This window comes from Testudinibacter sp. P80/BLE/0925 (assembly GCF_053570785.1).
Genome location: NZ_CM131636.1, coordinates 2,600,877 through 2,627,196 on the forward strand (window position 1 = coordinate 2,600,877; position 26,320 = coordinate 2,627,196).

General features: G+C 45.3%; 20 protein-coding genes, 3 tRNA genes and 2 pseudogenes. 20 read left to right on the forward strand and 5 right to left on the reverse strand.

The features are described from left to right. Window positions 1-107: 107 nt before the first annotated feature. The 6 genes from ACWA5Z_RS12585 to ACWA5Z_RS12610 all read left to right on the forward strand — a co-directional run bounded on the left by ACWA5Z_RS12585 (window position 108) and on the right by ACWA5Z_RS12610 (window position 4,368). Window positions 108-183 (forward strand) — tRNA-Gly (locus ACWA5Z_RS12585). Between the two features lie 19 nt (window positions 184-202). Beyond that, window positions 203-276, forward strand: a tRNA-Cys gene (locus ACWA5Z_RS12590). A 10-nt stretch (window positions 277-286) separates the two neighbouring features. Beyond that, window positions 287-373, forward strand: a tRNA-Leu gene (locus ACWA5Z_RS12595). A gap of 230 nt (window positions 374-603) precedes the next feature. Continuing rightward, complete coding sequence (locus ACWA5Z_RS12600) at window positions 604-1,524, forward strand: D-alanyl-D-alanine carboxypeptidase family protein (protein ID WP_431052896.1); 921 nt, start codon at window positions 604-606, stop codon at window positions 1,522-1,524. A 45-nt stretch (window positions 1,525-1,569) separates the two neighbouring features. Beyond that, window positions 1,570-2,031, forward strand: a complete 462-nt coding sequence (locus ACWA5Z_RS12605; protein ID WP_431052898.1) for a hypothetical protein — start codon at window positions 1,570-1,572, stop codon at window positions 2,029-2,031. Window positions 2,032-2,181: 150 nt separating this feature from the next. Next, window positions 2,182-4,368: a YecA family protein gene (locus ACWA5Z_RS12610; protein WP_431052900.1), complete on the forward strand. Its 2,187-nt coding sequence runs from the start codon at window positions 2,182-2,184 to the stop codon at window positions 4,366-4,368. A gap of 161 nt (window positions 4,369-4,529) precedes the next feature. Here ACWA5Z_RS12610 and metH read toward each other — a convergent pair. After that, window positions 4,530-7,197, reverse strand: a pseudogene (gene metH, locus ACWA5Z_RS12615) (methionine synthase); the annotation flags it as partial. Between the two features lie 11 nt (window positions 7,198-7,208). Here metH and ACWA5Z_RS12620 point away from each other — a divergent pair. The 13 genes and pseudogenes from ACWA5Z_RS12620 to ACWA5Z_RS12680 form a co-directional block, all read left to right on the forward strand. Further along, window positions 7,209-7,544, forward strand: a pseudogene (locus tag ACWA5Z_RS12620) (ABC transporter ATP-binding protein); the annotation flags it as partial. A 497-nt stretch (window positions 7,545-8,041) separates the two neighbouring features. Then, window positions 8,042-9,589: an ABC transporter substrate-binding protein gene (locus ACWA5Z_RS12625; protein WP_431054358.1), complete on the forward strand. Its 1,548-nt coding sequence runs from the start codon at window positions 8,042-8,044 to the stop codon at window positions 9,587-9,589. Window positions 9,590-9,676: 87 nt separating this feature from the next. Next, a complete protein-coding gene (locus ACWA5Z_RS12630) occupies window positions 9,677-10,630 on the forward strand; it encodes an ABC transporter permease (protein ID WP_431052902.1) in 954 nt (317 codons plus the stop codon). Continuing rightward, complete coding sequence (locus ACWA5Z_RS12635; RefSeq protein WP_431054359.1) at window positions 10,630-12,636, forward strand: dipeptide/oligopeptide/nickel ABC transporter permease/ATP-binding protein; 2,007 nt, start codon at window positions 10,630-10,632, stop codon at window positions 12,634-12,636. Before ACWA5Z_RS12630 ends, ACWA5Z_RS12635 begins: the two co-directional genes overlap by 1 nt. After that, window positions 12,633-13,445, forward strand: a complete 813-nt coding sequence (locus ACWA5Z_RS12640; RefSeq protein WP_431052904.1) for an ATP-binding cassette domain-containing protein — start codon at window positions 12,633-12,635, stop codon at window positions 13,443-13,445. Before ACWA5Z_RS12635 ends, ACWA5Z_RS12640 begins: the two co-directional genes overlap by 4 nt. Window positions 13,446-13,558: 113 nt before the next feature. Further along, the gene (locus ACWA5Z_RS12645) at window positions 13,559-15,223 is read left to right on the forward strand and encodes an FAD-binding protein (protein ID WP_449343187.1); all 1,665 of its coding nucleotides are present in this window, start codon (window positions 13,559-13,561) and stop codon (window positions 15,221-15,223) included. Window positions 15,224-15,325: 102 nt separating this feature from the next. Next, entirely contained in the window at window positions 15,326-17,692 is a 2,367-nt protein-coding gene (mbhE, locus tag ACWA5Z_RS12650; protein ID WP_431052908.1) for a hydrogen gas-evolving membrane-bound hydrogenase subunit E, read from the forward strand. Then, entirely contained in the window at window positions 17,682-18,107 is a 426-nt protein-coding gene (locus ACWA5Z_RS12655; RefSeq protein WP_431052910.1) for an MnhB domain-containing protein, read from the forward strand. Before mbhE ends, ACWA5Z_RS12655 begins: the two co-directional genes overlap by 11 nt. Window positions 18,108-18,122: 15 nt before the next feature. Continuing rightward, the gene (locus tag ACWA5Z_RS12660; protein WP_431052912.1) at window positions 18,123-18,542 is read left to right on the forward strand and encodes an NADH-quinone oxidoreductase subunit K; all 420 of its coding nucleotides are present in this window, start codon (window positions 18,123-18,125) and stop codon (window positions 18,540-18,542) included. Then, window positions 18,542-20,014, forward strand: a complete 1,473-nt coding sequence (locus tag ACWA5Z_RS12665) for a complex I subunit 5 family protein (protein WP_431052914.1) — start codon at window positions 18,542-18,544, stop codon at window positions 20,012-20,014. Before ACWA5Z_RS12660 ends, ACWA5Z_RS12665 begins: the two co-directional genes overlap by 1 nt. A 5-nt stretch (window positions 20,015-20,019) precedes the next feature. Then, window positions 20,020-20,373, forward strand: coding sequence for a Na+/H+ antiporter subunit E (locus ACWA5Z_RS12670; RefSeq protein ID WP_431052916.1), 354 nt, complete (start codon window positions 20,020-20,022; stop codon window positions 20,371-20,373). A gap of 13 nt (window positions 20,374-20,386) precedes the next feature. Further along, complete coding sequence (locus ACWA5Z_RS12675; protein ID WP_431052918.1) at window positions 20,387-20,692, forward strand: monovalent cation/H+ antiporter complex subunit F; 306 nt, start codon at window positions 20,387-20,389, stop codon at window positions 20,690-20,692. Then, complete coding sequence (locus ACWA5Z_RS12680; protein WP_431052920.1) at window positions 20,682-21,011, forward strand: cation:proton antiporter; 330 nt, start codon at window positions 20,682-20,684, stop codon at window positions 21,009-21,011. The genes ACWA5Z_RS12675 and ACWA5Z_RS12680 overlap by 11 nt, the downstream gene beginning before the upstream one ends. Window positions 21,012-21,147: 136 nt before the next feature. Here ACWA5Z_RS12680 and ACWA5Z_RS12685 read toward each other — a convergent pair whose 3' ends face one another. Further along, window positions 21,148-21,486, reverse strand: a complete 339-nt coding sequence (locus ACWA5Z_RS12685) for a carboxymuconolactone decarboxylase family protein (protein ID WP_431052922.1) — start codon at window positions 21,484-21,486, stop codon at window positions 21,148-21,150. A 150-nt stretch (window positions 21,487-21,636) separates the two neighbouring features. Between ACWA5Z_RS12685 and ACWA5Z_RS12690 the strand changes: the two genes are divergently transcribed. After that, window positions 21,637-22,551 (forward strand): helix-turn-helix domain-containing protein, encoded by a 915-nt coding sequence (locus tag ACWA5Z_RS12690; protein ID WP_431052924.1) that lies wholly within the window; start codon window positions 21,637-21,639, stop codon window positions 22,549-22,551. A 67-nt stretch (window positions 22,552-22,618) separates the two neighbouring features. Here ACWA5Z_RS12690 and murP read toward each other — a convergent pair whose 3' ends face one another. The 3 genes from murP to ACWA5Z_RS12705 form a co-directional block, all read right to left on the reverse strand. Next, window positions 22,619-24,046 carry a PTS N-acetylmuramic acid transporter subunit IIBC gene (gene murP, locus ACWA5Z_RS12695; protein ID WP_431052926.1) on the reverse strand — a complete coding sequence of 476 codons (1,428 nt, stop codon included), beginning with the start codon at window positions 24,044-24,046 and terminating at the stop codon, window positions 22,619-22,621. Between the two features lies 1 nt (window position 24,047). Next, entirely contained in the window at window positions 24,048-24,971 is a 924-nt protein-coding gene (gene murQ / locus ACWA5Z_RS12700; protein ID WP_431052928.1) for an N-acetylmuramic acid 6-phosphate etherase, read from the reverse strand. A gap of 134 nt (window positions 24,972-25,105) precedes the next feature. Further along, the gene (locus tag ACWA5Z_RS12705; protein ID WP_431052930.1) at window positions 25,106-26,296 is read right to left on the reverse strand and encodes a glycosyltransferase; all 1,191 of its coding nucleotides are present in this window, start codon (window positions 26,294-26,296) and stop codon (window positions 25,106-25,108) included. Between the last annotated feature and the right edge of the window lie 24 nt (window positions 26,297-26,320).

Genomic DNA, 26,320 nt, shown 5'->3' on the forward strand with positions numbered 1-26,320 from the left:
TTTTTTCGGCAATTAAACAAAAAAATGCAATCAGCCATTGACAGCCAAATAGAAGTCAGTAAAATGCGCACACACTGATTAACAACAGCCTGTCTGTTGTGATGTGCGCGGGAATAGCTCAGTTGGTAGAGCACAACCTTGCCAAGGTTGGGGTCGCGAGTTCGAGTCTCGTTTCCCGCTCCAAATTATGCCAAGCATAAACGGCGTGTTAGCAAAGAGGTTATGCACTGGATTGCAAATCCATGTAGCTCGGTTCGATTCCGGGACACGCCTCCATCCAATCAGTGCCCGAGTGGTGAAATCGGTAGACACAAGGGATTTAAAATCCCTCGACTTTCGAGTCGTGCCAGTTCAAGTCTGGCCTCGGGCACCATTTAAAAATAAGTTAAACTTCAAAAGATAGCTACTTTCGGTAGCTTTTTTTATGCCTGCAATTTCTCTTCTTTTCTTTCTGATTTGCCGATAACGGTTATCAGAAAACATAACACCAACAAAATATTGCAATATCAGCTAACAAAATCATAAAAAATATGCTTAAATTACGCAATTAAGTCTATTTTTGATCACGTTGAATTTTCATCTATCGCTCGGTAGGTTATTTTTATGCCTAATATCAGATCTTTTTTAGATAAAATTAAGCGCAACCGGCACACATTATTTCTGCTTGCGTTATTTTTATCCGCATCGCCATTTCTGTCGGCACAGTCTTATGTGGTGTATGATTTTACCCATAACAAAGTGTTGGAAAGCAGTTCAGCGAATCGCGTTCGTCCGATTGCTTCGGTCACCAAATTAATGACCGCCATTGTCTTTTTAGAAAATAACCGCAATGCCAAATGCCGTGCCAGCATTACACAAGAAGATCATGACTATATTAAAGGCACAAGCACCAAGTTGCCGAAAAACACGCCTATCGCCTGTTCAGAATTATTAAAGGCAATGTTGGTCTATTCCGACAACTACGCCGCCCATGCCCTCGCGCGCTCCGCCGGCATGAGCCGCGCCAAATTCATTCAAAAGATGAATGAAAAGGCAAAAAAATTAAAGATGAATGCCACCCGTTTTAGCGACAGTTCCGGCTTGTCCAGCCAAAATGTCTCGAGCGTGATGGACTTGGTGAAACTGGCGAAATATGCGTTAAACAAACCTGAACTGAAAACGCTGTCCAACACGCGCAACACCTATATCCGCACCAGCCGCAATAATGTGTTTATGCAAAACACCAACAAATTAGTACGCGAAGAGATGTTCGACGCCGCCATCAGCAAAACCGGCTATATCCGCGAATCGGGTTATAACTTGGTGTTTATCAATAAACACCGTTGCGATGATGGTGCCACCATCGGCGTGATTAGCCTAAACAACAAAAGCTCCGCCGCCCGCTCCAATTTCACCAAAAACAAACTGCAAGCCCACGGCTGCCTTGCGCTCAATGATTTGATTATTAATGAAAGCAACGATCAAGATATTGAAGCCTATGATCAGGTTGGGCTGGATATGTTGATCGAACGGGTGGCGAGTTAAATTTAAAAAAGTACGGTGAATTTGACCGCACTTTAGGGCTGTATAATGAAAAAACGCAAACTGATTTTCTTCACTTTAACCATTACAACCTTGTTTGCCTATACCTCTCAGCCGGCAAAAAAAGTGCAGACCGGTTATCTGAAAAATACCATCAGCCAAGCCGAACTTTCTAATATCGCCGACTACAAGCGTTATTTTTATTCATGCAATAACTTTGAAACCAGCGGCACATCCTTTTTATCGACCTATTTTCCACTTTGGCGAGAAAGCCGTTTAAAACACAATTTCGGCATCTATTTTCAGTTAGACGGCGGAAAAGCAGAACCTTTTGATCATATTGCCAACGTCCCACTCAATACCCGCGGCTCACGTTTTGAAGTCATTTACCGCTCATACCACCCCGTTCAAGGATATTCTATCGAGCTAATCGCTCGTGAACACCGCTCCACTTACTATAAAAACATCAACGGGGCAAAAGTGGCGTGGTTGGAGTGTAGGGAGGGGTAGAAATTTAACATATTCAATAGTTGTATTGCTTACATACATTCTATCTCTTAAAAGTTAGAAGGCTTTTAACACTTTCACTAAAGATTCTATTCCATCAAAAGTTTTGATAAAGTAAGTTCTATTATCAGTAATAGTATAAAGGATAATATTATGTTTCCAAACGAAAATACTAGAGATGAAAGTATTGTTCTTAAAGAACTAGAAGAGTTATGTTCCCAACCAGGGTATGCACATGTAATTGCATTTTTTTGTTATCGAGATAATAGTCTATTCTTTGATTCAGATATAATTACCACTGAAGATATATTAAGGCAATACAATACTTCAGATAGATTGCTTAGAAATGAAATATCACTATTAATAGGTTTAATGTGTAAACATAAAATAAACTTAACATTACCTCAAAATCATCAATTTCAAAGCCATATCAACCAGACTGAAATATTATTAGATGAATTACACTCATCAATAATAAAAAACACTATTAATATAAGCTCCATTGAAGAATTAAGTAATATTCTAACATCAGGAAAAATGTTAAGAGAACCAATTTTTTATGGTGGTGAATCAGCCTATTCATTTCAGTATAGAAATTTTTCAAAACTGAAATATAGTTATGATAATGAATGGTTTATAAAAAACAAAGGATACTCAACCGAGCAATTATTCAAGATTATTGTCGCATTAGAAGAAATTCAGACAGCAAAAATATATGAGACATTAATTAACTTTAAAAATCAAGATCCTAAAGAATGGAGTATCCTTGAGGGATATATATTTTCAGTGGAAGACATCATATCCAGGACTAATTTAGATGAAATAACTATAAAAAACTTTTTGGATTCATTTTCATTACAAAAGCATCAAAATATATCTTCACTAAAAAAATTTGGTGATTTTAATCCTACTAATGCTTATCCTTTTTTGGTTTTAAAGGATAATCGTTATTTACTATTTCAATATTATAGCTTAGTTGAGGCTGTATATGAAACACCTTTCTTTTGGTTTAATCAAGATAGTAGTTATAAAAACACAGCAATGGAACACAGGGGGAAATTTACAGAAAACATCTCGTTTAAACGTTTGAAACTAGTTTTTGGTGATAAAAATGTATTCAAAAATATTGATATTAAGGATACAAATAATAATAAACTTGGTGAAATAGATGTATTAGTTGTTTTTGCGGATAGAGCTATTATTTTACAAGCAAAATCTAAGAAACTAACCATACCAGCTAGACAAGGAAATGACGATGTAATAAAAAATGATTTTGAAAAAGCAATTCAATCGTCATATGAACAATCGGTTTCATGTGGAAAACTGCTATTAAATAATAAAAACAGACTAATCTCAACCTCTGGTGAAGAAATATTACTCAATAGAGATTTTTCTGAAATATATCCTTTCTCAGTTATTTCTGAACATTATCCTGCCTTACATACACAGGCAAGACATTTTTTAAAACAAACAGAACATAATGTAATTAAACCAGCATTTGTTATTGATATTTTTACATTAGATGTGATAACGGAACTATTGCAGTCACCATTATATTTTTTAAGTTATATAAACCGTAGAATTATTTATAAAGATAAATTAATTGCAAATCATGAATTAACGATATTGGCATATCACTTAAAAAGTAATTTATATTTAGATAATGATTATACAGCAATACATTTAGCTGATGATTTAAACGCTGATCTTGATTTAGTTATGCAATCACGAAGAGCTAATTTATCAAATAAATTACTTCCAGATGGAATTTTGACAAAATATCAAGATACATTCTTTGATAAGCTAATAAAAAACATTGAGAAACTTGAAAATAAAAATGTTATTGAATTAGGATTAGAATTATTAACTTTAGGAGAAGAAACAATTTCGATTTTGAATAAAAATATAAGAAAAGTACAAGAAAGAAGTTTACAAGATAGAAAACTCCATGATTTAACACTAACTTTTGATGAAAATGATACTAGTGGATTGACTATCCATTGTACAGATGAACCGTACTCTCAAGCACTGAATAAATTAAGCAATCATTGTGAACGCAGAAAGTATAAACATAAATCAGAGCGTTGGTTTGGAATCGCAATAGATATTGATAATGCAGAAGTAAGATTTGGAATCAATAAAATTTACACCTGGAAGCCATCCTACGATATGGATATAATTTGTAGAGAACTTTTTTCCTCTAGCGAAGTAATTGTTCCTATTAACCAACAAAAACGAAAAAGAAAGATTGGGCGTAACGCTCCTTGTCCTTGTGGTAGTGGAAAAAAATACAAAAAATGTTGTTGTTATAAACAGATCAATATTATAAATAATATTTGACTACCATAAGATAATTGATGAATTTATCAATTGTTTCAGTAAAATTCTTCAGCGTTTAATTATCATCTATATAGCTTTCCGAGAGAGCGTAATAAATTCGATTAATTTGGTTATAAGGGCGGATTCAATCCGTCCTTACTATATAATTTATATTTCAGTTGTTATTTCATCGCCACACCCAACCACTTCACCATTTCCCGTTCACTCCACCCCTTACGCTCTGCATAATCCTTCGCCTGATCTTCATCAATTCGTCCTAAGGTGAAGTATTCGCTGGCGGGGTGGGTGAAGTACCAGCCGCAGACACTTGCGGCGGGCCACATGGCGTAGCTTTCGGTGAGTTTCATGCCGATACGTTGTTCTACTTCGAGTAAATCCCAAATCAGTTGTTTTTCGGTGTGTTCCGGGCAGCTTGGGTAGCCGGGGGCGGGGCGGGTGCCGAGGTAGTTTTCGGCGATTAAGCCTTGATTATCAAAGGTTTCATCGGAATAACCCCACACTTTGGTGCGGAGTTCAAAATGCAGATATTCCGCCATGGCTTCGGCGAGGCGGTCGCCGATGGCTTGTAGCAAAATCGCATTGTAATCATCGCCTGCGGCTTTAAAGCCGTCCACTAAAGCATGTTCTTCCACCCCGGCACAGACGGCGAACATACCTAAATAGTCTTGCTGACCGCTTGCTCGATCAGCGATATAGTCGCTTAAACACAGGTTATACGGGCTTTTGCTGTTTTTGCCCCGCTCCCCTTGTTGGCGTAGGTGATAGGCTTTGCCTACCACTAAAGTGCGGTCGAAATTTTGATAAACTTCAATATCATCACCTGTGCGATAGGCAGGGAATATCCCCATAATACCGCTTGGATTTAATTTGCCGTTTTGCTCGAATTCATCGAGCATCACTTGCGCGTCATTCCACACACGGCGGGCTTCTTCACCGCCTTCAGGGTAATCAAAGGCATCGGGATAACCGCCCATTAAGCCCCATAAGCGGAAAAACGGAGACCAGTCGATAAATTGGCGCAGTGTGGCAATCGGTACGTTTTTATATTCTACAATGCCGGTTTGTTTGGGTAGTGGCACCTTGTAATCCGCCCATTCGCCACTAAAGGCATTAAACCCGTTGGCTCTGGCTTCTTCAATGCTCAACTGTTTACGAGCAGGTTTGCGATTAGCAAAGGTGTATTGAATTTTTTCATACTCTTTTTTCGTGCGTTGCCACAATTCAGCCTTGCTTTCCGGGTTCATCAAAGCGGCACATACCGTCACCGTACGGGAAGCATTGGTGGTGTAGATCACTTCATGGGCGTATTTAGGATAGAGTTTGATCGCCGTATGCTCTTTCGAGGTGGTTGCCCCACCGATAATCACCGGGATATCCAATTTCAAGCGAGTGAGTTCGCCTAAAAAATATTCCATTTCGTCCAGTGACGGGGTGATCAAACCGCTTAAGCCGATAATGTCGGCTTTTTCTTGCAGTGCGGTTTCGATGGTTTTATCCGCCGGCACCATCACACCCAAGTCAATCACTTCAAAGTTATTACATTGCAGCACCACGCTTACAATATTTTTGCCGATGTCGTGTACATCGCCTTTCACGGTGGCAATCACCACCTTGCCGCTGGAAGATCCTTTTTGCTTGGTGGAGTTGATAAACGGCTCAAGATAGGCGACAGATTGCTTCATTACCCGTGCCGATTTCACCACTTGCGGCAGAAACATTTTACCGTCGCCGAACAAATCGCCCACCACGTCCATTCCTGCTATCAACGGCCCTTCAATCACTTCCAACGGCGAACTGAATTGCTGGCGTGCTTCTTTCGGTATCTTCAATAATAAAATTGGTGATACCTTTGACGAGCGCATGTTTTAACCGCTCGGTCACGTCCCATGTCCGCCATTCGGCAACGTTGGCATCCTCTTGCTCGCCGCCTTGGTTACGGTATTTTTCCCCGATTTCTAACAGGCGATCGGTGGAATCGGCACGGCGATTGAGCACCGCATCTTCCACCACCTCACGCAGTTCGGAATCCAAATCATCATAGATCGCCAACTGCCCTGCATTGACGATGCCCATATCCATACTGGCTTTAATGGCATAATAGAGGAACACGGCATGGATGGCTTCACGCATAAAATTGTTACCACGCAAAGAAAACGAGACATTAGATACGCCGCCTGAAATTTTGGCGAACGGTAAGGTTTGTTTAATCCGTGCGGTGGCGTTGATAAAGTCCACACCGTAATTGTTATGTTCTTCAATGCCTGTGCCGATAGCGAAAATATTGGGATCGAAAATAATATCTTCCGGCGGAAAATCCAGTTGATCCACTAAAATCCGGTAAGCACGGGTACAAATCTCTACCTTGCGTTGTTCCGTATCCGCTTGCCCCACTTCGTCAAACGCCATCACCACCACCGCAGCTCCATAACGGCGCACCAATTGGGCTTGGGCGATAAATTTTTCTTCGCCCTCTTTTAAGGAAATGGAATTGACAATGCCCTTGCCTTGAATGGATTGCAACCCAGCTTCTATCACTTCCCATTTGGAAGAGTCGATCATCACCGGCACTTTTGCCGCATCGGGTTCGGTCGCCATAATATTCAAAAAGCGTGCCATACAGGCTTGTGAATCGAGCAAGGCTTCGTCCATATTCACATCGATAATTTGTGCGCCGTTTTCCACTTGATCAATGGCAATTTCAATCGCTTCACCAAATTTATCTTCTTTAATCAAACGTTTGAATTTTGCCGAACCCGTCACGTTATTGCGTTCGCCCACATTCACAAACAGGCTGTTTTCATCAATGGTGAGCGGCTCAAGCCCCGAGATTGATCTGCACCCAAAAAGCTTGGGTGCAACTGGTTCGCTGCTGTATTAAAGACTCACCATTATTGCTTGCCGACGAACCGATTGCAGAGCTCGATCCCTATTATCAAATCGACATCATGCAGCAATTGCAAACGCTCACACCGAACCGCACTTGCGTGATCGCCATTCACCACCTTTCACTTGCCTACCGTTTTTGCGATGAAGTGATTCTGCTCGGCAATAACAACGTGATTGCTAGCGGTGCAACCCAAACGGTGCTGACCGCTGAAAATTTAGCTGCTGCGTTTGGCATTCGCGCCGAGATTGATCCGATGAAGCGCGAGATTTTTGCTGTGGAGAAGTTGTAGAGACGATTTGCCGATTTATCAATTTGCCGTCCTTACATCTACCCCATCAATCATTCGCCATGAATCCATGCGCTGCATAGTGTTTTTTGTTGAAAAATAGTTGCTGAATCAACAAAAATCACTCCTTATTTTTCACCAGTTGTGACTTACTTCTCACTTTCTGCAAAAGCTTCCGTATTTAGCCGAATTCTTATTGACCCTCTCAAAACGGAGAATTATGATAGCTACACTTCATGATATTTTAATCATGGATAAAAACACTTCATCATGAAACTTTCTTATTTTGAATATGATGAAGTGGCTTGATTCCGCATCTGCCGCCGAGTCATTAACGTGGTAAGGGCGTATCAAGGCGGAAGATGAATTCACTGTTTGTTTTTGTGATAAACAGCTAGAAAATTCGATAAAACTTTAAGTTTCATCAGAACTTGAAGTCAAACACACATAAAGGAGCGTTGCATATGACTACTTCACATAACGAATCACGTCGCCATTTTATGAAATTAATGGGCGGTGTCGGTGCCGGTTTAGCGTTCTCTGGTACATTAGGAACATTTACTAACCCGGCTTTTGCAAAAGTCGCTACTTCAGGCAGTATCGAAGCAGGGATTGCTTATCCGTTATCCACCGGATTTGATCCATTAACCTCGAGTGGTGCTTCTTCCTACGCTGCTAACCTGCACATTTTCGAAGGTTTGGTTGATTTACATCCAGCCACTCGCAAACCATATTTGGCATTGGCTGGCACAGAACCGGTACAAAAAGATGATACCACTTGGCAAATCACCTTGCGTGACGGTGCAACGTTCCATGACGGCAAACCGGTGACTACCGAAGACGTGGTTTACTCATTTGAGCGTGTTTTGAACCCGGATAACAAATCCTTATTTGCCCAATTTATTCCTTATATCGACAAAGTGACCGCACTTGACGCAAAAACCGTCGAATTTAAACTGAAATATCCGTTTGCGTTATTCACCGACCGTTTGACTATCGTCAAAATCGTACCGAAACACGTTATCGAGGCTGTCGGTCAAGCCAAATTCGACGCTGAGCCTGTCGGTTCCGGTCCGTTCAAATTTGTTTCTGCCGTGAAAGATGACCGTATCGTCTTTGCCGCACACGATGCTTACAACGGTATCTACCCTGCTCAAGTAAAAGACATGACATGGTTCTTATTGTCTGACGATTCCGCGCGCGTCACCGCACAAGAATCCGGCCGTACTCAAGCAATGGAAAGCGTGCCATATTTGGATATTCCGCGTTTACAACGCCGTCAAACCGTTGAGTCGGTACAATCTTTCGGCTTGCTGTTCCTGATGTTCAACTGTGAAAAAGCGCCGTTTGACAATCCGAAAGTGCGTCAAGCGTTACACTACGGTTTAGACACCCAAGCAATGATCAACACCGCATTGATGGGCAACGCCGAACCGGCGACGTCATTCTTACAAACCACTCACCCTGATTACGTCAAAGCCAGCACCCAATATGACTATGATGTGAAAAAAGCGGAAGCGCTATTGAAAGAAGCCGGTGTGCCTGAATTATCATTCAAACTGTTGGCGACCGACCACTCTTGGGTCAAAGACTGTGCGCCATTAATTTTAGAATCTTGGAACAAAATTCCGGGCGTGAAAGTGACCCTTGAACATCTGCAATCCGGTGCACTATACGGTCAAGCCATTCCGTCAGGCGATTTCGGTGTGGTTATCGCCCCGGGCGATCCGTCAGTGTTCGGTAACGACGTCGACTTGCTGATGAGCTGGTGGTATCGCGGTGATGTCTGGGCGAAAAACCGTTATCGTTGGAGTAATACGCCTGAATACGCAAAAGTTCAAGAGTTGTTGGACGAAGCGGTTAAAGCGAAAACCAATGATGATGCGAAAAAAGCCTGGTCCGAAGCGATTAACATTATCGCTAAAGAAGTGCCGCTATATCCGTTATTCCACCGTAAATTACCAACCGCTTGGGACAGCAAAAAACTGTCTGACTTCCAACCGTTGCCAACAACCGGCTTATCGTTCATCGGTACCGGTCGTAAATAACATACTTTAGTTGTACCCGCAGGTATCGAAGATCGTCAAAAGTCGATACCTGCATTTTTTCACTTTACTGCTTGATTGGAGAAAACCATGGAAATTGTGTTGCGTTTGTTGTTACGACGCTTGCTTGCATTACCGGTTATGATGTTTGGGGTAACTGCATTAGTGTTCGTTATTTTGCAACTCAGCCCCGGAGACCCTGCGATTATCGCCCTCGGTGATAGCGCCAGTGAAGCCGCCAAAGCCTTATATCGCGAAACTCACGGCTTAAATGATCCCATCCTAGTCCAATACGGACGCTATATCGTCAATCTGTTCTCGCTTGATTTCGGTGTCACCATGCCGCCTGAGCAACCAATCAGCTCGCTGATTGCTAAAGCGTTTCCGTTGACGTTACAACTCACCTTTATCGGAGTATTTTTTGCGGCTATCGTCTCATTCAGCTTGGGCGTGTTGGCGGCGTTGTACCGCGATCGTTGGGTGGATCAAGTCATTCGTTTGCTTTCCGTTGCTGCGGTTGCAACTCCGTCATTCTGGTTGGGGATCTTATTAATCCAATGGTTATCGTTAGATAATGATATTTTCCCGTCAGGCGGTTTTGTTCCTTTTAGCGAAAGCCCGAAAGATTACATTTTATCAATGACGCTACCGTCATTGGCACTTGCCGTGCCGGTGTGCGCTTCCCTGATTCGGGTGGTGCGCACAACGATGGTGGAAGAAATGGATAAAGATTATGTCCGTACCGCAATCGGTAACGGCGTGCCATACTCGACTGTAATTCGCTACAACGTGCTGCGTAATGCGCTGATCACCCCTGTGACCGTACTGGGTCTGCGTGTGGGGTACTTACTCGGCGGTGCGGTGGTTATCGAACAAATCTTCGATTTGCCGGGTATGGGCAAACTGATTTTTAACGGCATCGTGAATCACGACTTGCACTTGGTACAAGGGGTTGTATTGACTATCGCGTTTACCTTTATTTTGGTGAACATCATCGTTGATATATTGTATTTATTGATTAATCCAAGAATTCGGAGTCTATGATGCTACGTCAAGGTTTAAGTAAACGTTTAGCCGCCGGCGGTGCTCGCTTCCAAGCGTTACCGTTTAGTGCAAAACTCTCACTCTCCTTTATTTTTCTGATTGTGTTGATGGCGATTTTCGCTCCGTGGGTTGCCACCCATGATCCACTTGCCACCGGCATTCCGGCACAAGCGCCAAGCGCAAACAACTGGTTCGGTACCGATCGTTTAGGCCGTGACGTGTTCTCACGTATGGTATACGGTTCGCAAACCTCGTTGATTATCGGCTTAGGTTCGGTCGGTTTGGCAATTCTGTTCGGCGCCATTCTCGGCTCAACCGCGGCAACGGCAAGCAGATGGGGCAACGAAACCATTATGCGTTTGATGGATATCATGATGTCCTTCCCGGCGATTGCCTTGGCTGCGGTATTGTTGGTGACTTTCGGCAACTCGTTACCGATGATTATCCTCGCGATTGCGGTGGTTTACACTCCACAACTGGCGCGTGTGGTGCGTGCCAACGTGGTATCGCAATGGGAAGAGGACTATATCCGCGCCGAACGCGTGTTAGGCGCAAGCCGCCCTTATATCTTAATCAAACACGTGGTGCGCAACACTGCCGCGCCGGTATTGGTATTTGCCACCGTGATGGTTGCGGATGCGATTGTGTTCGAAGCCTCGCTCTCCTTCTTGGGTGCGGGGGTGCAAGCGCCTGCGCCGTCTTGGGGCAACGTTATCGCTTACGGTCGTAACCTGGTGTTAAACGGCGGTTGGTGGGCGACCACTTTTGCCGGTCTCACGATCTTATTAACCGTATTAGCGTTAAATATCTTGGCGGAAGGCTTAACCGATGCGTTGGTGAATCCAAAACTGAAAAAATCCACCCAACCTAAAGACGGCAATGAAAAACCGGCAACGCTATTAGGGTCGGATGTGCAAGAAGCGATGGCGGAAGGCTTGGCGTTGAAACGCTATCTGTTCAACTTGCATAACAAAGAGATCACCCGCACTGACCGCATGCAGCTTGACCCGAATGCCAAACCGATTTTACAAGTGAAAAACCTGTCGATCCGCTTCCCGAACCGTTACGGCGAAACGCCGTTAGTGGACAACATCAGTTTCACCGTCAACGAAGGCGAAACCATGGGCTTGGTGGGCGAATCCGGCTGCGGTAAATCGATTACAGCGTTTTCTATCATGGGGCTATTGCCGAAAACAGCGAAAATCACCGGCAACATCACCTTCTGTGACCGCAGCGGTAAAGAACATGATTTATTAAACTCAAGCGAAATGAACCAACTGCGCGGTACCGAAATTGCGATGATTTACCAAGACGCTTTGAGTGCCTTGAACCCGTCAATGCGAATTAAGGCGCAAATGGCGCAGATCATCAGCCGTGGCAGCAAACACACCGCGGAAACCTTGTTGGAGTGGGTGAAACTCGATCCGTCGAAAACCTTGAATCGCTATCCGCATGAGCTGTCAGGCGGGCAACGCCAACGGGTGCTGATTGCGATGGCATTGGCGCGGGAGCCGAAACTGGTCATCGCCGACGAACCGACAACCGCACTTGATGTAACGGTACAAGCGGAAGTGATCAAACTGTTGAACGAATTGCGCCAAAAACTCGGTTTTGCGATGGTGTTCGTCAGCCACGACTTAGCCTTAGTCGCCCAAATGGCGCACCACATCACCGTGATGTACGCCGGTCAAGTGGTGGAAAGCGCGCCGACTTCGCCGTTATTGGCAAATCCAATGCATGAATATACCCGCGGTTTGTTGGGGTCAGTATTATCCACCGAAGAACGTGCCGAACGCTTATATCAAATTCCGGGCAGCGTGCCGTCGCCTTACGACTTTGCGGTCGGCGACCGCTTCGCAGGGCGTTCGTTACGGCCTGACGCCAATCCGGATCAAAAATTGCCGCTCGTTCCGGCAGGCGATGTGCCAAACCACTTCTGGGCTTCCCATTTAGCCGCATCAAATTCAGCAGACAGCCGTAAAGCTGCACAAGGGGAAAATGTATGAGTAGTAGTATCAAAGTCATCAAACCGCAACATATCATTGATTTAAAAGATATCGTGGTGCAATTCCCTTCCCGTGACGGTTCGCTGTTCAGCCGTAACAAAGTCACGGCGGTCGGCGGGGTCAATTTCCATGTGGATGCCGGGGAAACCGTCGGTATCGTAGGCGAATCCGGTTGTGGCAAATCCACCCTCGCCAACGTGATGATCGGCTTGCAGCAACCCACCGGCGGCGAAGTGAAATTCAACGGCTTGAAAATGCAATACGGCAGCGCACAAGCTCGTAAACAGTTCGGGCGCCAAGTGTCGGTGATCTTCCAAGATCCGGCAACCGCACTTAACCCGCGCATGAAAGTGTTCGATATTCTGCGTGATCCGTTGGATATTCATAACATCCTGCAACCGCATGAACGGGAAAAACGGGTGTATGAATTGCTGTCGCGCGTCGGCTTGCCGCGTTCCGCCGCCGCGGTTGAACCGACCCGTTTATCCGGCGGACAGAAACAACGTGTCGCCATTGCCCGTGCCTTGGCACTCAATCCGTCGTTGATCGTTGCCGACGAACCGACTTCCGCATTGGATGTATCGGTGCGCGCGCAGGTGTTAAACTTGCTGGCGGATTTGAAAAAAGAGCTGAATTTGGCGATGGTGTTTATCTCGCACGATATCCAAACCGTGCGCCAAGTGTCGGATCGGATCGTAGTGATGTTTGCCGGTAAAATCGTGGAAAGCGGCTCGGCAGAACAAATCTTCGAAAACCCGAAAGAAGATTACACCCGCCGTCTGCTCGGCGCTGCGCCGTCATTATTGTAAACCGACGGTCACGGTTATCCGTCAAACCGCACTTTTTCTGCCTATATCTCCTAACGGCAGAGAAAGTGCGGTTAATTTTTAGCATACTTTCTCCATTTATTGCGGTAAATCTTATGAAAAACACATTTCAGATTCAAACGGTGATTGAAACGGACATCTTGGTCGTCGGTTCAGGCATAGCCGGACTCAGTGCGGTGAAACAAGCCTCCGGGCAAAATTTACGTTCGGTCTTAATCACCAAAAACAAGATTGCCGGCGGGGCGAGTTTTTTTCCGTTAAAAGCCACCCTCGGTATTCAAGTCACCGGCGATGAAGATGACAAAGTGCAGTTTCGGGAGGACATCACCCGTGTCGGCAAAGGGATGAACAATCCTGATGTCGTCGAAAATTATCTGAATGAATCCAAACAAGGCATTGGATTATTGCAAGAGATCGGCTTTCAGCCGTGGTTGCGGCAAGATAACCGCCCTGCCTGTTTTGCCAAATACCCACGCCCGATCTATTTAATTTCCGAGTGGACAAGCGCGACAAAAAAGGCGCGTGAAATTTTAGATCATAATGAGCTGAACCGCTATTACGAACAAGCCACGTTAGTCAAAATTATCGCCCCGAACAATCGAGTCGCCGGTGCGGTATTCCAACTGGAAACGGCTGATGGCGTAGAACTCGTTTTTTGCCGTTGCCATGCCGTGATTTTGGCAACCGGCGGTATCGCCTCATTGTATAAAAACAATCTTTACCCCAATGATATTGTCGGCTCGGCACACGCAATTGCGTTAGATGCCGGCGCAAGCGCAATCAATATGGAATTTATTCAATTCATTCCGGCATTTCTAGCCCCTAAGCGCAAAGTGCTGTTTGGCGAACACACCCTAAAATATTGTACGGCAGTGTATGACAGCAATGATCAACCGCTGTTTAACGATATGTCGGAGCAGGCGTTTCGGGCAATGATGGACGAACGCAGCGATTATGCGCCGTTTAGCGTCGATTTTGCGGCAAAACGTTTTGATTTGACCGTTATGCAGGCAATTCAGCGCGGCAGCAACGGGGCTCGTTTAGCCTTTTCATCGGCATTATATCAAGATCAAAGCGAATTTTATCGCGTCTATTTGGATTGGCTGAAACAAAAAATCGGTGTCGATCTGCTGCAAGATCGTGCGGTCATCGAACCCTTTGCGCACAGCTGCAACGGCGGAATCGAAATTGACGGCAACAGTGAAAGTGCGGTCAACGGACTGTTTGCCATTGGCGAAATCTCCGCCTGTATTGAGGGCGCAAACCGCTTGGGCGGCAACTCGGTCGGCGGCAGCTTGGTTTTCGCAACCCGTGCCGTGCAGCGTGCCAAACACTATTGCCAAACCGCACTTTCAACCCTCGCTCCTGCCGATGTCACGCAGATACTGATACAAACCATCCCGGAACAACCAAGCACCGCACCGCTCAGCGCCAGCGCCAGCGCCAGCGAAATTTTAACCCAAGTGCGGGAGACATTATCGTTAAATGCCAATGTTTACCGCAATCAACAAGGGCTGCAACACGCGTTGGGGTTAATCGAATATCATCTCCGCCACTATAGCGCCAGCCGATACGGTATCGAATTATATTGGTCATTGCGTTGTGCCGAAATGCTATTGCAGGCAATGCTTGCCCGTCGAGAAAGCCGTGGTGCGCATTTCCGCTCGGATTACCCGAATGAGAGCCCCAATGTGGAAAAATTACGGCTTAACTTACGGCATGGAAAAATAAAAATCACACGCTTGAAGTCCGCTTTTTAAACGACAAGCCGGCTTGACGGTTGACTAAGCACCTTAAAAACGCTACTTTTATTCATCACAATCCTTTTTAATATCATTTAATTATAAGGCTATCATTCAGATATGGCGCAGATTGATCCGACATTAGCGGGCAAGACACCGACAAAAATCGAAAAAATCCTGTGGAGTTTACTACCGCTTTTCGGGTTAATTGCCGTTATTTTTTTATGGTTCGATAATCAGCCGTTCTACCAATACCAATATTCTTGGTTCAGCCTGATTGATCTGAATATTTTGCTGTATGTCGACGGGCTTTCCCTGCTGATGTTATCCTTGATCACCGGTATCGGCTGTGCGGTTTATCTGTATGCCGCGGGCTATTTCGCCGATCATCCGCAGTTGCGCCGTCTATATGTTTTATTAAGCATTTTTATGCTTGCCATGATCGGCTGCGTGATTGCCGATCATCTACTGCTGTTTTTCCTGTTTTGGGAATTGACCAGTATCACTTCATTTTTGTTAGTGCTGTTTAACTATCAAGCGGAAGAAAACCGCAACGCCGCCAAACAAGCTTTGCTGATCACCGGCAGCGGCGGTTTATGCCTGTTAGCCGGTTTTTTATGGCTCTGGCATTTAACCGGCACGGCGCAAATTTCCGAGTTGATCCGAATTCTGCCCGATTACATTGCCGAACCGCACTTTAAGTGGATTTTAATCCTGATTCTACTAGGCGCATTTACTAAAAGCGCACAATTTCCGTTCCAATTTTGGCTGCCGAACGCCATGGCGGCACCGACGCCGGTTTCCGCTTATCTGCACTCGGCAACCATGGTCAAGCTGGGGATTTTCCTGTTGGCGCGTTTGGATTATGCCCTGACGGATTGGGCGCTGTGGCAGCAAATTCTACAAACCGTCGGTTCGATTACCGCCGCTTGGGGCATGATGTTGGCATTAAGAGAACGGGATTTGAAGAAAATTCTGGCGTGGTCCACCGTTGCCTCGCTTGGTACAATGGTGGTGTTGATCGGCTTGGACAGCAGCTCGGCCTCAATTGCGGTGATAACTTTTGTGTTGGCGCACGCCTTATACAAAGCGCCGCTGTTTTTTGTCGCCGGCAATATCGACCACGCCACCGGCACGCGGATTATCGATCATCTCGGCGGTTTAAAACGCTATATGCCGTGGACGGCAACGGTTGCGATTTTAGCCGCACTTTCCATGGCGGGTATGCCGACCTCGTTCGGATTTATCGCCAAGGAAGCCCTGGCAATCGCCAAAGAAGCCGATGATACCCTGCCGTTTAGCGCTTATGGTAACCTTATTTTTAGTATCATTGCGGTTGCCGTTGCGGCAGTAGCGGCAATTCGTGTTTTTTGGCTACATCCCGGCAATAACATTACCCCGTCCGTACATGAGGTAAAAATCAAAATGCTGCTCGCTCCCGCTTTAGTTGCGGTTACCGGGTTATTTATCGGCTTGACTCCGCAATTGGCGATTCCGTTTATCAAAATTGCGGCACAAACCATCACTTCACAGCCGATCGGCGATGTCGATCTCTATTTTAATTTGGAAGCGTTACAAACCACCGGGCTAACGATTCTGGCAACGGTTGTATTCGGTTTATTGGTTTTCCACTTTTGGGATACCTTGCATTTTGCCTTTGACCGTTTCCTGAATTTGTTTCCGCACTGGGGCGGCGCGGCAACCTACCATCGGATCGTTGATCAAATCCCGGCATTGACCTCGAAGGTAACCGGGCGGTTCCAACATGGATTACTTTCCGGTTATATCCAATGGTTGCTCGGTTTTACCTTACTCAGCCTCAGTTTGAGCCTGCTGTGGAGTCTTCGGCAAGGCGTGAGGATCGATCTCAATTTCTCCGCCTTATTCGAACCGCTGCCAAGTGCGGGATTAATCACCGCCGCTATCATGATTAGTCTCGGCGCGATTTTTGTCATGCTTTCGGGCAAGCCGTTTATGTTGTTACTCAACTCCGGTTTGGTCGGTTTCGGTTCCGCCTTGCTGTTTGTGTTTGTGTCGGCACCGGATGTGGCATTCACCCAGTTTGTGGTGGAAACCATTTTGGTGATTATTTTAGCGTCGATTCTCATCATCTTAATTCGCAACAATTCGGCGGATTTTAACCGCCCGCAAGATCGTCGCAAACATCCGAAACGCCTGTTGTTCACGCTGTTGCTCGCCATGTTGGTCGCCACCATTATTGTGATCACGCTGTTAGTCGTATTAGATTTGGATTTCAACAGCGCCGTGTCTGACTTTTATATTGAAAACAGTGTGCCTCAGGCATACGGGCGCAATATCATTAATGTGATTTTGGTCGATTTCCGTGCGCTAGATACGTTCGGTGAAGTCGCGGTCATGTTGTTCTCGCTGTTGGCGGCGCGACCGTTATTGCGGGAATTAAAACGCCAAACCGGCTTATTAAAACGCAGTAAAGCAGCCGAAAAAGAGGTCAAAGATGAAAAGTGATGTGCTACTACTGCGCAAAACGGCGCGTCCGCTTTACTGGATCGTACTGCTGACCTCATGGGTGATTCTGCTGCGCGGGCATAATGAACCGGGCGGTGGTTTTATCGCCGGATTACTGGCAGCGTCGGCGTCGGTATTATGGGCAATCGCCTTTTCCACCAAACAAGCGATGCAAAAATTACCACTCTCCTCGCCGTTGAATCTAGCGGCAAGCGGCTTATTAATTGCCGCCGCCGCAGGTCTGCCTGCACTGTTTAGCGCCAATGCCTTTTTATACCATTTTTGGGCAAGCATACCGCTCTTCTGGTTTGATTATAAAATTTCTACCGTACTGCTGTTTGATTTAGGCGTTTACCTCTGCATTTGGGGCGTGGTGAGCGGTTACGCCATTATGTTGTTAGAAACCACGGAATAAGGCGAATCGAATCTTATGACATTAGTTATTTTAGTTACCTTATGGATTACCTTGGTCGCAGCGATTTATTTGCTGCTATCGCGTCATGCCTTGCGTATCGTAATCGGCTTGATGTTGCTCGGCAATGCGGTCAATTTTATTATTTTACTGTCGGGGCGGGTGTCTTCTACCGTGCCTGCCGTTGTTCCGCCCGGCGAACAATTGATTGCAAATTCGGCGAATCCGCTGCCGCAGGCGCTCATTCTGACAGCTATCGTCATTGGTTTTGCCCTGACCTGTTTTTCCGTGGTACTGATGATTAAACTGATTCGCCGCTTGAACACCGATGATGTCAATGCCTGGCGTGAGGCGGAACCGTTGAATAACGACGCTGAAAAACCGGCGATTTACAATGATCAGGATGAGCTGAAAGGCTATCGTAAGGATTTATGTTAATGTGGATGAATGTTTGGGTGATTTCCCCGGTTTTAATACCGCTGTTTGCCGCCGCCGTCGCTGTGTTATTGCGCTATCGCCAGGATTACCAATATTGGTTCAGCTTGGCGATCAGCCTATTCATGTTAGTCAACCACATCATGCTCTACGCCCCGCTCCAGCAACACAATCTCAGTTCCCATTTTGGTAACTGGGCGCTACCGTTCGGAATCGGTTTTCAAATTGATCCGCTGAGTTATATCATGCTGAGTATTTCAGTGGTCATGACATTAATCTGCCTGTTATATATGTTATCCGGCTTGAGCACCCGCCCGCTCAACTCGTTGACCTTGCCGCTGCTCTTCGGTCTGATTAGCGGCGTAAACGGCAGCTTTATCACGCAAGACTTCTTTAACCTGTATGTTTGGTTTGAGGTGATTTTAATCTGTGCCATCGGTTTATTGGCGATTGGCAGAAAAATCTCACAATTGGACGCCGCCTTTAAATACATGGTGCTCAACCTGTTCGGTACGCTGTTACTACTGACCTCCATCGCCCTGCTCTACGGCGCTACCGGTCATCTGAATTTCAGTGCGGTGCAGCTGGCGCTGCAAGATTTGGCGGAACATAGCAAGCTCTTGATTATCACACTGTTTATCGCTGCCATATTGATTAAAGTGGCGGCATTTCCGGTGTTCACTTGGATGCCGGCGTCTTACCACACACTGCCGATTCCGCTGATGGCACTGTTTTCCGCGTTGTTGACCAAAGTCGCGGTCTATACCTTGCTGCGCACGCTAGCACAAGTGTTCCTGCCAAGTATCGACATCTTGCAAACCGCACTTGCTTGGATCGCCGTCTGCACCATGGTCGTGGGTGTGCTTGGCGCGGCTTACCATTGGGATATGCGCCGTATTTTGGTTTTTCACAGCGTATCCCAAATCGGCTATATTTTGTTAGCCGTTGCCCTCGGCACGGTTGACGGCAACAGCGCCGCCATTTATTACACCGTGCACCACAGCTTAGTCAAAGGCTGCCTGATTTTGCTTGCCGGAATTATTTATCTCTATGCCGGCAGCTATGATTTGCGCAAAATCGGCGGCTTATACAATATCAAACCGTGGCTTGCCGTTTTATTTGCAATTCCGGCATTATCATTGGTCGGAATTCCTCCGTTTTCCGGTTTCTGGGCAAAAGTCGTGCTGTTAAAAGAAACCATTAACCAAGACCAGTGGCTCTGGACGGCAATCGCCCTGCTGGTCAGTGTATTGACATTGTATTCGATGATGAAAATCTGGTTCGAAGCATTTTGCAAACCACACCCGCACGTTTGTGACTGCGACAGGGTTTGGCAACCGTTCATCCGACAAAATATCAAACCTGCCGTCACCGCCGTCAGCTTACTCGGTCTATTGATTTTATTTATCAGTTTCGCGCCGAATCCGCTTTACGCCTTAAGCCGACAAGCGGCACTGGCATTGGGAGCTCAATAATGTTCATGAAAAAAAGTTACGTCGCCGTCTTGCTCGGTTTACAATTTCTGTACTTAATGGTGAAATCCGGTTTTACCACCCTTTGCCTGATTCTTAAATTACAGTTGGGTATCAAGCAATCGCTACGCGACAGCTATATTGCGATCCAGATTCCACAAATCGGCGAAACCGGCTTGGTTGTCTTATCTTGCTTGGTTTGCCTGACACCGGGCACAACGGTATTGGATATTAATAACGAAGATAACCGAATGCTGCTGCATATTTTGGATGCAGAACAGACTGACTTGGCAATTCAAGAGATCCAAACAAAATTCGTGCCGTATATTTCAACCCTGTTTGCCAAATCCGCAACAACCTAAGGAGAGTTGCCAAATGCTAGAACCAAGCCTGATCTTTGTTGTGCTATGCGCCCTTATTGCCATTCTGTTCGTGATTTCGCAAATTCAACGCGGCACGGATGATGGCGATCGGATTGTCGCTCTGGATATTCTATTGGCTGCGGCGCTTATTTTATGTGTGGTTGCCGCTCTGTTGATTCAACGTACGGTCTTGTTGGACGTCGCCATCGGTTTGTCGCTCGTCGGTTTTATCGGCACCGTCGGTTGGTCTGCGGTAATTCGGCGGAAAAATGACAATCAGGCGTTGCAGCGACAAAAGGATGAACACCATGATTCTTAATATGTTAGGCATAATGTTCTTATTGCTCGGCGGCTTCAGTTTGGCGATCTCCGCGCTGGGAATCCATATCCTACCGAACACCCTCAGCAAACAACACGCCGCAACCAAAGCAGGCACGCTTTCAATCTTTCTGGTTTCAGTCGGGGCTATGTTTATTGTCTGGGATTGGGCGTGGACGATTCGCTTACTGATCATGAACCTATTCCTGATCTTCACCTTGCCAATCGCTTCGCATATGCTCGCTCGGGCGGCAGTAAAAGACGCAACGCTACTCAATGACAAAAACCACCGTGCCATTCATCGCGATAAAACGGAATAAAAGTGCGGTTCGGGCTCGCGGTTATGTGATGAGCCGCACGGCTTTGCTCCTACGCCCTAAGCTCTACATGGCTTTAAAATAAAAAACCCTGCATCGGGGTAAATGCAGGGAATATTACGGCTATTTTATTGAGTCATTATTTTTGTTCGTTGTAAGCTTCCAATGCACGTAAAGAATAAGTGTAAGCCGCACCGGCATTTAACGCGATTGCGGTTGCCAATGCCGCCGCCACTTCTTCTTCCGTCGCGCCGGCTTTAATCGCGTCGGCGGCATGTACGCCGATACAGCTTTCGCAACGGGTGGTTACTGCCACTGCCAATGCAATCAATTCACGTGTTTTTGCGTCTAGCACATTGCCTTCCGCCGCTGCGGCATTCAATGCGCCATAGGCTTGAAGCATTTTCGGGTATTTTTTCCCTAATTCGCCGAATGATTTTTTCACATGAGTAACGTCATTTTTCCAATCTGCAAACATAATATTTTCCTAAGTTTAAAAGTAAGTAAATAGGCTGGTTGATGGGTGCTATTATTGATATTATTTAACAAATTATATTGTTTTATAGTATCAATCTTTATCTCTTTCATCTTAAAGGATAATTTTTCATTTCATTCAAGGAGAGCCACTATGGACTATTTAGATCGACTGATTCAACTCGCCCAAGTCGAAGGCGAAATCAACGTTCTCTGCCGTTTCCAAGGCGACTGGCAGATTAAACACAAACAAGAACCCAACACCTTGGGAATCTTTCACATTATCTCAAAAGGCGAATGCCGCCTAGTGTTGGATAACCAACGTAGCTACCAGTTGAAGCCGGGTGATGTCTTCTTCCTCCCCCATGGTCTCGAACACCGCGTTCAAAGCAGTAAAAGTGCGGTCAGCGAAGACACCCCGGTCACCGCCTTGCAACAATTGCAGCACGGGCCATTCACCCTGCGCACCAACAATCAAGCCTCGCATGATTTTGAAATGTTCTGCGGTTATTTCCGCTATTCCGGGCATTCTACGCTGCCTGCCATTCTGCCTGAATACTGGTATTTGTCCGGCAATAACAGTTCGGTCACCTCGCTGTTATCCTTGTTACAACGGGAAGCAATTTTGGAAATCGGCACCGCCTCGGTCGTGAATGCATTATGCAATGTCTTGTTCACCTATCTGGCGCGCGATTATATCCAACAAAGCAATGAAGTGAACAATGGCGTGCTCGGCGCACTGCAAGACAAGCGTTTATACCACGCCGTCAACTCAATGTTGCAACAGCCGGAGCATAACTGGAATATGGAAAGCTTGGCGGATCTGAGCGCCATGTCCCGTGCCAATTTCATCCGCCTGTTTAAAAGTAAAACCGGTACGTTGCCCGGCAAATTCCTCACTAGCTTGCGGATGCAAAAAGCCGAGTTATTACTGCGTAACACCAATAAATCGATTCTCGCCGTTGCGCTCGAGGTCGGTTACCAGTCCGAAGCCCATTTCAGCAAAGCCTTCAAACTGAAATACGGCACATCGCCAAGCAAATATCGAGTTCAAAAAATTGAGGAATAACGGTTGGTCATATGGCGGATAAGGGAAGTGCGGTTTCTCGTTAAACCGCACTTTTGCATGGTTTTCCTTAGCTCAAATCCACATCCTTGGCGAAAAAGTAGGTCGTTAAAAAACCGACGCTATAAGCGGTTATCGTGCCAATGAGATAAATTGCAATCGCGCCAAATACGCCGTTTGGTGAAATTAAGAGCGGAATTGCCAGTAAACCGGACGGACCGAACACACTGTTTAAGCCCATCGGGAAACCGAAATAAGCAAATAGGCCAATCACGAAACCGCCTGCCGCACCGCCGATACACGCGGTAATAAACGGTTTTACCCGTGGCAAGGTTACGCCATAAATTAACGGCTCGCCGATCCCCAAGAATCCCGGTAAAATCGCCCCCTTGATTTGTGCACGCAGAACCGCATTTTTGTTCGCCAGCGTATAAAGCGCAATCGCCGCGCCGACTTGCCCTGCGCCTGCCATTGCCAGAATCGGAAACAGCGCATTAAACCCTTGCGTTTCCATTAAGGCGAAATAAACGGGTACAAAGCCTTGGTGAATACCGAACATCACCGAGAGTAAAAATAGTCCGGCTAATACCGCACTTCCGAACGGATTGCCGTTCAAATGGCTAAATAGCCACGACATGCCGTTAAACAACAGCACGCCGACCGGCATAATCAGTAAGAAAGTAAACGCGCCCATAATCAACAGCGTGACGGTTGAAGTCAGCAGCATATCCAAATTGTCCGGCACGAATTTGCGCACCCACTGCTCCACTTTCGCCCCGACAATGGCGGCAATCAGCACCCCGATAATATTACCGCGCGGATCAATTTCTAGCCCAAAGAAGGAACTCATGCCCGAATAAATGCCTTTAGTCGCCTCCGGGTTATACCCCAAGATAAAAAACGAGGCAATGATGGCACCGTTCACGCCCGTGCCACCAAACGCTTTGGCCGCATTGTAACCAATCATAATACTGAGAAAACTGAACAAGCCTTTGCTGAACACTTTGAGATAGCCGATTAATGCAACCAAAGTAGCATTCGGATTTTCAACGCCGGCAACAAAAGACTGATCCAATAATGTCCCGATCCCTAACAGTAGCCCCGCGCCGATAAAACCCGGAATCAACGGCGTAAAAATGGTGGCGAATTTGGTTAAAAATTGATGTACCTTACTGCTTTGCTGCTGCTTGATTTGTTGTTTATTGGCTTTGGCGATCACTTGTAAATCGTTAGCCACACCGCTTTCTTGCAACAACGTACGGCACAATTCCGCCGCTTTGCCGGCTTTGCCCGGCCCCAGAATCAATTGCACCTGATCTTGACTCTTGACCACGCCCAACACCCCGGCAAGCTGCTTTAATCGTTCATCTTCAATCCGATCCGTTTGGTTAATTCTCAGCCGTAGCCGGGTCATGCAATTCCCGACGGAAGCGATATTTTCTGCGCCCCCGAGTAACGCGATCACCTGTGTGATAAATTGCTTATTGATCTCTGCCATACTAACCTCCTTGCTGATGTTGAAAAGACGCCGCTAATGCCTGACGGATAAACCCGCCGTGCTGCGCCAATAACTGTTTTGCTTCGGAATAAGATAACCGGGCCAAAATCATTAAAATTGCGGTTTTGCAATGGTTGCCACTGGCGGCAAGCGCCTGTTCCGCTTCATAGCGTTCACAACCGGTTGCCTGCATGACAATATTTTTCTGCCGCGCCAGCAGTTTTTCATTGGTTGCCTGTACATCGACCATCAAGTTGCCATAGACCTTACCGCTTCGAATCATCGAAGCGGTGGTGAGCATATTCAGCACCAACTTTTGTGCCGTACCGGCTTTCATCCTCGATGATCCGGTCACCACTTCCGCGCCGACCGCAATACAAATCGGGATTTGCGCCTGTTGCAACAACGGCGCATGTTGATTGCAAGCAATCCCGATCGTGACGCAACCGAGCTGCTTGGCATAGTCAATTCCACCCAATACGTAAGGCGTACGCCCGCTGGCGGCAATGCCGACCACCACATCACGTCGAGTTAAATTCAAGCGTGCCAAATCGGTTTTTGCCGCAACCGGATCATCTTCCGCCTTTTCCACCGCACTAAACACCGCACGTTGCCCGCCGGCGATCACGCCGATCACTTGGTTCGGATCAGTGCCGTAAGTCGGCGGACATTCGCTGGCGTCCAAAATCCCCAACCGCCCCGATGTGCCTGCGCCGAGATACAACAAGCGTCCCCCCTGCCGAAACGCCGCCACAATTTGATCCACCGCCTGCGCAATCTGCGCAATTTGTGTCGCCACCACCTGCGCCACTTTCTGATCTTCCTGATTAATCACTTGCAAAATCTCACGCGTCGTAAGATTATCAATCTCAGTTGAATTGGGATTACGGCTTTCGGTGGTGAGTTGGTTAAGCGAATTATGCATAAAATATCCTTAATTAAACATTGATTAAAGACTAGTTTAATTCAGATTGAAAGATAACTGTAAAAAACCGCACTTTGGGTTGCCAATCTAAAGTGCAATTGAAGCACGCTCAACTATTCTAGTATTTAATCTACTTAATGGCTAAATTTATTTTTTACTATTTGTCTGAATAATTTACTTACATCTTCTGCGATATTTTCTAAACTAAATTTACTAGCTCTTTCTAGTCCTTGTTTTGAATAATAAGCATATTTATTAGGATTATTTACTAATGATAAAACAGAATCAATAAACTTTTGTTTATTATGCAATTCAACCAACACCCCATATTCACTATTTCCTAATATATCTTTCGGACCGGTAGGGCAATCCATCGCAACAACGGGAACACCTAACGCAAGGCTTTCTAATAACACCATTCCTAATCCCTCATATTCTGAAGCATGCAAAAATAAAGTAGCATTCTTCATATAAGGATAAGGATTATCTCTATTACCAATTAAATACACATCATCGGCTAAATTCAATGCGGCTATTTTTTGTTCTAATACTTTTCTATTATCCCCATCTCCCACAAAAATTAACTTTTGTTCTAGTCCCTGATTTTTTAGTTCTGCATAAATTTCAATAAGCTCTTCATGCCCTTTCCCTTCAACCAATCGGGAAACCTGTATAAAATAAGGATAATCAATATTAACTTTTTCATTTGCTTTATGTTTAATACTGTCTAAATCAATCGGATTATAAATAACATCAATATTATCCTGATTAATATTTAGCTTACGTAATAAATCCAATTTCATTTCTGGCGATATAGCAATAATTTTATCAAATTGAGAGTATACATGGCGAAAGTAATGTATTTTTTTGTTCGTTTGATTAGCAATAACATTAAGATGTCCATGCTCCCAGCGAATTAGAGGCACATGAGCTTGTTTAATGTTCAAATGCCCTTTTTTTATAAAAGAGTTTAAATTATCATTAAAATCAATAATTAAATTATAATCAGATGCTAGTTTTCTTTTTATCACCTTATCAAATGATATTTTTTCTTTTATTTTTAGATATTTATTTAAAAAATAATAGAAACATGATGATTTTCTTTTAGCTGTATCATTAATTCTTTTTACATGATAGTGTTGAAAAATAAAACTAACCTGAACATTATCCGGCATATTATCAAAAAAGACATTATTAGATGCCAAATCATAAGTAACCAGTAATTCAATATCATAATTTAGCTGATGAAATACTTTCAAATAACTAAACAAAACACGTTCAACACCGCCTACAATAAGCTTTTTATGTAAAATTAGTATTTTCATGCCATAACCATTCCTGTTTTATTC

Excerpts from the sequence above, each read along its gene's own strand:
- ACWA5Z_RS12600 (WP_431052896.1), top strand. The coding sequence starts at position 604 with ATGCCTAATATCAGATCTTTTTTAGATAAAATTAAGCGCAACCGGCAC.
- ACWA5Z_RS12605 (WP_431052898.1), top strand. The coding sequence starts at position 1,570 with ATGAAAAAACGCAAACTGATTTTCTTCACTTTAACCATTACAACCTTG.
- ACWA5Z_RS12610 (WP_431052900.1), top strand. The coding sequence starts at position 2,182 with ATGTTTCCAAACGAAAATACTAGAGATGAAAGTATTGTTCTTAAAGAA.
- ACWA5Z_RS12625 (WP_431054358.1), top strand. The coding sequence starts at position 8,042 with ATGAAATTAATGGGCGGTGTCGGTGCCGGTTTAGCGTTCTCTGGTACA.
- ACWA5Z_RS12630 (WP_431052902.1), top strand. The coding sequence starts at position 9,677 with ATGGAAATTGTGTTGCGTTTGTTGTTACGACGCTTGCTTGCATTACCG.
- ACWA5Z_RS12635 (WP_431054359.1), top strand. The coding sequence starts at position 10,630 with ATGCTACGTCAAGGTTTAAGTAAACGTTTAGCCGCCGGCGGTGCTCGC.
- ACWA5Z_RS12640 (WP_431052904.1), top strand. The coding sequence starts at position 12,633 with ATGAGTAGTAGTATCAAAGTCATCAAACCGCAACATATCATTGATTTA.
- ACWA5Z_RS12645 (WP_449343187.1), top strand. The coding sequence starts at position 13,559 with ATGAAAAACACATTTCAGATTCAAACGGTGATTGAAACGGACATCTTG.
- mbhE (WP_431052908.1), top strand. The coding sequence starts at position 15,326 with ATGGCGCAGATTGATCCGACATTAGCGGGCAAGACACCGACAAAAATC.
- ACWA5Z_RS12655 (WP_431052910.1), top strand. The coding sequence starts at position 17,682 with ATGAAAAGTGATGTGCTACTACTGCGCAAAACGGCGCGTCCGCTTTAC.
- ACWA5Z_RS12660 (WP_431052912.1), top strand. The coding sequence starts at position 18,123 with ATGACATTAGTTATTTTAGTTACCTTATGGATTACCTTGGTCGCAGCG.
- ACWA5Z_RS12665 (WP_431052914.1), top strand. The coding sequence starts at position 18,542 with ATGTGGATGAATGTTTGGGTGATTTCCCCGGTTTTAATACCGCTGTTT.
- ACWA5Z_RS12670 (WP_431052916.1), top strand. The coding sequence starts at position 20,020 with ATGAAAAAAAGTTACGTCGCCGTCTTGCTCGGTTTACAATTTCTGTAC.
- ACWA5Z_RS12675 (WP_431052918.1), top strand. The coding sequence starts at position 20,387 with ATGCTAGAACCAAGCCTGATCTTTGTTGTGCTATGCGCCCTTATTGCC.
- ACWA5Z_RS12680 (WP_431052920.1), top strand. The coding sequence starts at position 20,682 with ATGATTCTTAATATGTTAGGCATAATGTTCTTATTGCTCGGCGGCTTC.
- ACWA5Z_RS12685 (WP_431052922.1), bottom strand. The coding sequence starts at position 21,486 with ATGTTTGCAGATTGGAAAAATGACGTTACTCATGTGAAAAAATCATTC.
- ACWA5Z_RS12690 (WP_431052924.1), top strand. The coding sequence starts at position 21,637 with ATGGACTATTTAGATCGACTGATTCAACTCGCCCAAGTCGAAGGCGAA.
- murP (WP_431052926.1), bottom strand. The coding sequence starts at position 24,046 with ATGGCAGAGATCAATAAGCAATTTATCACACAGGTGATCGCGTTACTC.
- murQ (WP_431052928.1), bottom strand. The coding sequence starts at position 24,971 with ATGCATAATTCGCTTAACCAACTCACCACCGAAAGCCGTAATCCCAAT.
- ACWA5Z_RS12705 (WP_431052930.1), bottom strand. The coding sequence starts at position 26,296 with ATGAAAATACTAATTTTACATAAAAAGCTTATTGTAGGCGGTGTTGAA.